The sequence below is a fragment of the Acinetobacter sp. Ver3 genome (assembly GCF_000632455.1).
In the GTDB taxonomy this organism is placed as follows: Bacteria; Pseudomonadota; Gammaproteobacteria; order Pseudomonadales; family Moraxellaceae; genus Acinetobacter.
This window is the reverse complement of sequence record NZ_JFYL01000034.1, coordinates 25,911-32,199: the sequence shown is the minus strand read 5'-3', so window position 1 is coordinate 32,199 and position 6,289 is coordinate 25,911. Positions and strand designations below refer to the sequence as shown.

Here is a 6,289-nt window from a genome sequence, read left to right as displayed (position 1 = left end):
TTTTTTATTCATCTTGTAAAGCTGTAATTACTCAGCTTCGCTATGTCCTTGTACCTGTTTCAACAAATGTTTCTCTAAGTAGTGAATATCCATAGCCTGTTCTGCAAAGTTCTTATCTTCAAGGATGAGATCTTTGTGTAGCGGAATATTGGTTTTGATTCCAGTTAAGATCATTTCATCTAAGGCTTGTTTCATACGAGCCAAAGCGGTTTCGCGATCTTTACCATGTGCGATTAATTTAGCAATCATCGAATCATAGTAAGGTGGAATGCTATAACCTGGATAGATATGAGAATCTAAACGGATGCCTGCACCACCTGGTGTGTAGAATTGCTCGATTTTACCTGGTGATGGAAGGAAGGTGGTTGGATCTTCTGCATTAATACGGCATTCAATTGCATGACCGTGTACTTTGATTTGATCTTGTTCTAGATTTAAACCAAGACCAGCGGCTACACGAAGCTGTTGTTCAATAATATCGACACCCGTTACCATTTCAGTCACAGGATGTTCTACTTGAACACGTGTATTCATCTCAATAAAGAAGAACTCACCATCTTCAAATAAGAATTCGAACGTGCCTGCGCCACGATACTGCATTAATTCGCATGCTTTTACGCAAGCTGCTAAAATTTCAGCACGAGCTTCTTCTGGAAGGTTCGGAGCAGGAGCTTCCTCAAGAACTTTTTGATGACGACGTTGTAATGAACAGTCACGATCATATAAATGTACGGCGTGACCATTACCATCGCCAATCACCTGTACTTCAACATGGCGTGGCTTTTGAAGGAAACGTTCCATGTAAACCGTATCATCACCGAACCACATTTCAGCATCACGTTGAGCTGCTTGTACAGACTCCAACAGTGTATCAACACGTTCAACAATTCGCATACCGCGACCGCCACCACCAGCAGCAGCTTTAACGATAAGTGGGAAGCCAATCTCTTTTGCTTCGGCCAAGGCATTGTTTGGTGTTACAGCATGAGCTGAACCTGGAACGGTTGGTACACCAGCTTTACGCATCGCCATAATCGCTGACACTTTATTCCCCATAAGGCGAATATGTTCAGGACGTGGACCAATAAAGATAAAACCAGAACTTTCTACAATCTCAGCAAATTCAGCATTTTCTGATAAAAAGCCATAACCTGGATGAATTGCATCTGCACCAGTCACTTCCGCTGCTGTAATAATTGCAGGAATATTTAGATAACTTTCGCTACTTGCACCAGGACCAATACAAACGGCTTCATCAACAAAGCGTAAATGCATGAGGTCTTTATCGGCATCCGAGTAGATACCGACTGTTTTAATACCGAGTGTTTTGCAAGCACGTGTAATACGCAGTGCAATTTCACCTCGGTTGGCAATGAGAACTTTTTGCAACATACCAACCCCCAACGATTACGCGCGGTAGCGGAATAAAGGTTGACCGAATTGGATTACATCACCATTTTTAACTAAAATTTCTTCAATCACACCACTTTGAGTTGCCTCAATTGGGTTCATGATTTTCATTGCTTCAATAATTCCAAGCGTTTCGCCTGCTGAAACAGTTTGTCCTACATTTACAAATGGTGCTTCGCCTGGACTTGGTGCAGCATAGAACACGCCAACCATTGGTGAGGTTTCAACAGCACCACGAGAAGCTGGTTTCACAACTGGAGCTTCTGGCGCAGCAGATTGTATTGGTGCAACACCAGCGGCTACGATAGGATTACGACGCGCTAAAGCAATGGATTGATCACCTTCTTTTACTTCAATAGATTGAAGATCCGATTCAATCATTAAGTCGATGAGCTTTTTAATTTTGCGAATATCCATGAATTCGTATTCCTAAGGTTAAAGATGTGTAGAAGTTTGAATTTTTTGCACGGCATGAGTTAATGCAAATGAATAACCCTGTGCGCCTAGTCCACAAATGACACCGACAGCTTTATCGGAGAGATAAGAGTGGTGTCTAAATGCTTCACGTGCGTGAACATTTGAAAGGTGAACTTCAATAAATGGGATCGCAACACCTAATAGGGCATCACGTACTGCTACTGAGGTGTGGGTCAGTGCAGCAGGATTGATGATGATAAATTTTATACCATCAATTTGGGCTTGATGAATTCGGTCGACAATGGCACCTTCCCAATTGCTTTGGAAGGTTTCAAGTTGAATTGAACTTTCTTGAGCTTGCTGTATGAGTTGATGATTGATATCGTCTAAAGTTAAATGTCCGTAAACTTCAGGTTCTCGCTTTCCTAGCAAATTTAAATTTGGTCCATGTATGACCAAAATGGTCGAACTCATGAAGACAGCTCCAATATGAAAGTTGCAATATAACCTTGCAAGATGTCTGCAAAGTTTGCATATTATGGCATGTTTTTAAGCTTTTCATTTATATTTTGTTTCAAAAATAGCAAAAAAACAATGTCGTCAATGAGCTGTATTTTGAGAACTTTGCAGTCAATTGGCAATGTTAAAAAATTACATTTTTCTTTTAATTCTTCGAGTCTGCTATTTTAAACCGAATTGACCAAAAGTATTCATTTGTTTTGTGTAACCGCCATATGTGAGTCATCAATAGTCAGCATTTCTGACCATGAGGTGGTATAGCGTGGAGAGTGGTGCAATTGCTTCATTTTCCATTGTTGTTGATTGGTATGATAGCCCACTTGAATACAATGCTTTCCAAAGCGGTTTTTCATAGCGCCAATTGTTGTCATGAGTGAATCTCGCTGCTGGATTAAATCATGAGGCTGCCAAAGGTCATGTGTATGTGTTTTTTTAGCACTCAAAGCAGAAAACATGACGGAAACTTTTACATAACGTATATTTTCTTTAAATAAAACATCAATTTGCTGTTGTGCTGCATGGGTCAGGATTAATAAATCATCCGTCGGATATTCCAAACCAATTACATGAGAATGTGATTTCTTGAATGGTTTTACTGGAATTTTTTCATAAAGAGACACATGGACACAGGCGCATAATTGTTCTTGCTTGGTTAAACGCTCATGAGCCCGACTTAAATGAAAAATCATGGCTTGCTTGATTAATGCTTTATCCTTTAATGCTGATGCAAAACTTCGTGATGCTAAGATTCGTTTAGACGGTAAATCAGGATCTTCTAGTGAAATACAGGACTGACCTTTTAGCTCACGAATGGTACGCCCCATGAGCACTGAAAACTGCTTCATCAAATAGTGTTCATTGGCAAAAGTTAAGTCATAGCAATTATAAATACCGTAACTTTCAAGTTGTTTACTAATTTTTCGACCTACGCCCCAAATTTCCGATACTGAGGTTTCTATAAGTAATTGATCAAAACTGCATGGATCCAAATCCAATAAAGAACACACTCGGTTAAAACCAGAACGTTTTTTGGCAAAGTGATTGGCGAGTTTAGCTTGTGTTTTACTGTAACCAATCCCGATACAACAAGGTAAACCGATCCATTGTTGAATACGGTCGACTAATTCTCGACAAAATTTTTCTAAATCAAAAAGACTTTGATAATGTGTTAGGCGAATAAAACATTCATCAATTGAATAGGGCTCTAGATCTGAATCTGCATGAAAGTGTTGCTCTAAAATAGTGAAAAAGCGACTAGACATATCGCCGTAGAGGGCATAGTTGCTTGAAAATACTTTAACACCAGCCTTAAGCATATCTTTTTCAATTTCATACCATGGCACGGCCATGCCAATATTGAGAGCTTTCGCTTCCTCACTACGAGATACGACACAACCATCGTTATTACTTAAAACAACGACCGGTTGACCATTTAAACTTGGATTAAATACACGCTCACAACTGACATAGCAGTTATTAATATCAATGAGCGCAAAAATCTCTTGATGATAAATATTTTGCATAGGAGTAGGGTGAACTGCTTAGATCAATTTATTTCAGTTTTTTTAAAATACAAGTCACTACACCCCAGACCATGATTTGTTCTTCGCTACGAGGATAGATGTCAGGGTAGTCTGGATTCTCTGCTTTTAACCATAAAAGGATCGTTCCATCATTTTGTTTTTCTAACATTAATCTTTTTACTGTGAATTCATTATTAATCAGCGCCAAGACGATATCACCATGTTCTGCATTCAAACTCCGGTCAATCAAGATTTGATCACCAACTTCAATCACTGCATTTTTCATTGATAACGAATTTACGCGTAGTATAAAAGTAGATGCTACGTTGTGAACCAAGAATTCATTTAGATCAATATGTCCTTCTACATAATCTTGTGCTGGGGAAGGGAAGCCTGCTGCCACAGATTCAATAGGATAGGCGATTTTTAAACGTGTTCTAAATTGGATTGGTGAAATTTCAATTTGTTGATTGAAATCATCTTCAGGTCGTATTTTTAACCATTCTTTAATTTGAATCACTTTTGATTCAGGAACACGCATTACTACTGTTTTTTCTGAAAACTGTGATTTTCGACCTGCATTGGCACGTTTACCACCATGTAGAGAAGCGGTATTTGTTGCTGAAATATTTGAATTGCTGCTCATATGAAATTCCCCCCATTTAATCTTGAATATGTAACAAAATCAAGATGGCAAAAAAAACATTGTAAAAACAGATTGTTTCGTCGGATTGATTGTGCTTATACGACACTATGCTTAAAATTAGGTCTGAATTTATGATGAAAATGGAATCATCCATGTTGCAAGATTTTATTGAAGAGCAAAAATTAGTCTGTGAGGAGTTTGATTCTGCTTACATCAAAGTGAATGAAGATGATGTTGTTGCTGTGGCTAAGCATACTTTAGATCAAGAGCCAATCGTCGGTTTGCGTAATAAGCCTGAACCTGGTGAGAAAGTGGCATGGTTTATTTATGGCGGTGAATTAGGCGAGGGCGAAGATTTTTTTGAGACGATGACGGTGAAAGAGCTTGAAGAAATTTTACCCGATGCCATTCCATTTCTTGCATTGGAAACAGGTTTCCGTTTTATGATTGATCGAGATGATTATGAGGATGTTTGGAAAGCTGAGCCTGATTTAGGAATCTAATGCGCATGTTATGGGTGAGGTTGATTTTTGTAGGTTTAAGTTTTTTTGTATCACAACAGGTTGTAGCGAATGATTTGATTGATGCACAACAGATGGTGTATCAGCAAAAACTAGATCATGAAATGCAGCTGATCGAACAAACCAAGCAGATTTTAGATGATGAACACAGTACAGCCACAGCGATGGAGCAACAACTTGCTTTATGCGGAAGGTTAAAGGCCTATCAAAACATTGTTGGTTTAGCAGACCAGTTCATTCAAGTTGAACAAGCACATGTAATGAAACGTATTGCGCAATTTTATTTAAATCAGCAATCTACGAGTTTTCAACAATCGGGCATGACAATTGATGATTGGTGTAGCGCAAACTAGCAAATGTGTCAGATATTGATATGAATTTGGACTGAATTGATAACTCGAACTTTATTATAATTTTTTGCGTTGAGTTGACGTATTCCAATTTCCCTGATTGACACGCGACATCTTAACCATCATTAGTCTAGGTGATGTCTAAACCCGCTGCATAGCGGGTTTTTTAATGTCTATTTCACTGATTAATTCATTTTTTAAAGCTACGAACTGACTCGATATGCTATGTAAATCAAAAAGTAGTTTTGGTTTACAGACAATTGGCAGGCTTTGGTATTCCGGCTAATCGACTTAGATGGCGAGCAACTAGGCCTGTTTTAAACTTTTCTTGCAATACTGCATTATCAATGTCAGCGCTGACGTGTTTCATTAAAAATTTGATTAAGGGACGAGTTGCAGGAGAATGACCAAATTGAGCGTAGAACTGACGCACCGCATGCAATACTTCGAAATGCCAAGCTGTTAGCTCAAGCTCGAGCGTATTCGCGAGTACTTGCGCTACATTTTCATTCCAAATGGTATAGTCAACTAAATGACCATCTTGATCGAGTTCAAGGGATAATTCAGTGGTCATGGTAAAACCTAAGTCAATAAATTTGTTTTATTTAAGGCTAATACAGCGTGTAAAGCCCAGAATGATATCTGCAAAAGTGGTGTAATCAATCACTTCAATTTGAAAATACTCGCCGTTCAATAGATGCGAAGGTAATAACTCAGCATCTCGATCTAAAACGTAGACCTTGTTTTGAATCGTAAGTACAGATGGTGTAAACAATGCCAACACCGCATCCCCCATAAGCACTAAAGCATCATTGGTATCCAGTGTTTTTTGAACCTGTTGAATACAATGTTCAGTATTTGCAAATTGAGATTGTATTAAATAAAGCGTTTTATCGGTCATAT

Annotated in this window: 9 protein-coding genes; 2 read left to right on the top strand and 7 right to left on the bottom strand. The window is 38.6% G+C overall.

Annotated elements, in window-relative coordinates; genetic code table 11:
• Positions 1-27: 27 nt before the first annotated feature.
• The 5 genes from accC to CL42_RS10065 form a co-directional block, all read right to left on the bottom strand.
• The gene (accC, locus tag CL42_RS10085; RefSeq protein ID WP_035267832.1) at positions 28-1,392 is read right to left on the bottom strand and encodes an acetyl-CoA carboxylase biotin carboxylase subunit; all 1,365 of its coding nucleotides are present in this window, start codon (positions 1,390-1,392) and stop codon (positions 28-30) included.
• A gap of 15 nt (positions 1,393-1,407) precedes the next feature.
• Entirely contained in the window at positions 1,408-1,827 is a 420-nt protein-coding gene (gene accB, locus CL42_RS10080) for an acetyl-CoA carboxylase biotin carboxyl carrier protein (protein WP_035267829.1), read from the bottom strand.
• A gap of 18 nt (positions 1,828-1,845) precedes the next feature.
• Positions 1,846-2,301 (bottom strand): type II 3-dehydroquinate dehydratase, encoded by a 456-nt coding sequence (gene aroQ, locus CL42_RS10075; protein ID WP_035267826.1) that lies wholly within the window; start codon positions 2,299-2,301, stop codon positions 1,846-1,848.
• A gap of 236 nt (positions 2,302-2,537) precedes the next feature.
• The gene (locus tag CL42_RS10070; RefSeq protein ID WP_035267823.1) at positions 2,538-3,869 is read right to left on the bottom strand and encodes a Y-family DNA polymerase; all 1,332 of its coding nucleotides are present in this window, start codon (positions 3,867-3,869) and stop codon (positions 2,538-2,540) included.
• 28 nt (positions 3,870-3,897) lie between these two features.
• Positions 3,898-4,515, bottom strand: a complete 618-nt coding sequence (locus tag CL42_RS10065) for a LexA family protein (protein ID WP_035267820.1) — start codon at positions 4,513-4,515, stop codon at positions 3,898-3,900.
• A 152-nt stretch (positions 4,516-4,667) separates the two neighbouring features.
• On the opposite strand from CL42_RS10065, the gene CL42_RS10060 reads away from it, so the two are divergent.
• Together CL42_RS10060 and CL42_RS16530 are read left to right on the top strand one after the other, a co-directional pair.
• Positions 4,668-5,018, top strand: coding sequence for a hypothetical protein (locus tag CL42_RS10060; protein ID WP_035267817.1), 351 nt, complete (start codon positions 4,668-4,670; stop codon positions 5,016-5,018).
• Positions 5,018-5,389, top strand: coding sequence for a hypothetical protein (locus CL42_RS16530; RefSeq protein WP_051586583.1), 372 nt, complete (start codon positions 5,018-5,020; stop codon positions 5,387-5,389). The genes CL42_RS10060 and CL42_RS16530 overlap by 1 nt, the downstream gene beginning before the upstream one ends.
• A 247-nt stretch (positions 5,390-5,636) precedes the next feature.
• Here CL42_RS16530 and CL42_RS10050 read toward each other — a convergent pair whose 3' ends face one another.
• Positions 5,637-5,960 (bottom strand): TusE/DsrC/DsvC family sulfur relay protein, encoded by a 324-nt coding sequence (locus CL42_RS10050; protein ID WP_035267814.1) that lies wholly within the window; start codon positions 5,958-5,960, stop codon positions 5,637-5,639.
• A 27-nt stretch (positions 5,961-5,987) separates the two neighbouring features.
• Positions 5,988-6,287 carry a DsrH/TusB family sulfur metabolism protein gene (locus CL42_RS10045; RefSeq protein WP_035267811.1) on the bottom strand — a complete coding sequence of 100 codons (300 nt, stop codon included), beginning with the start codon at positions 6,285-6,287 and terminating at the stop codon, positions 5,988-5,990.
• Between the last annotated feature and the right edge of the window lie 2 nt (positions 6,288-6,289).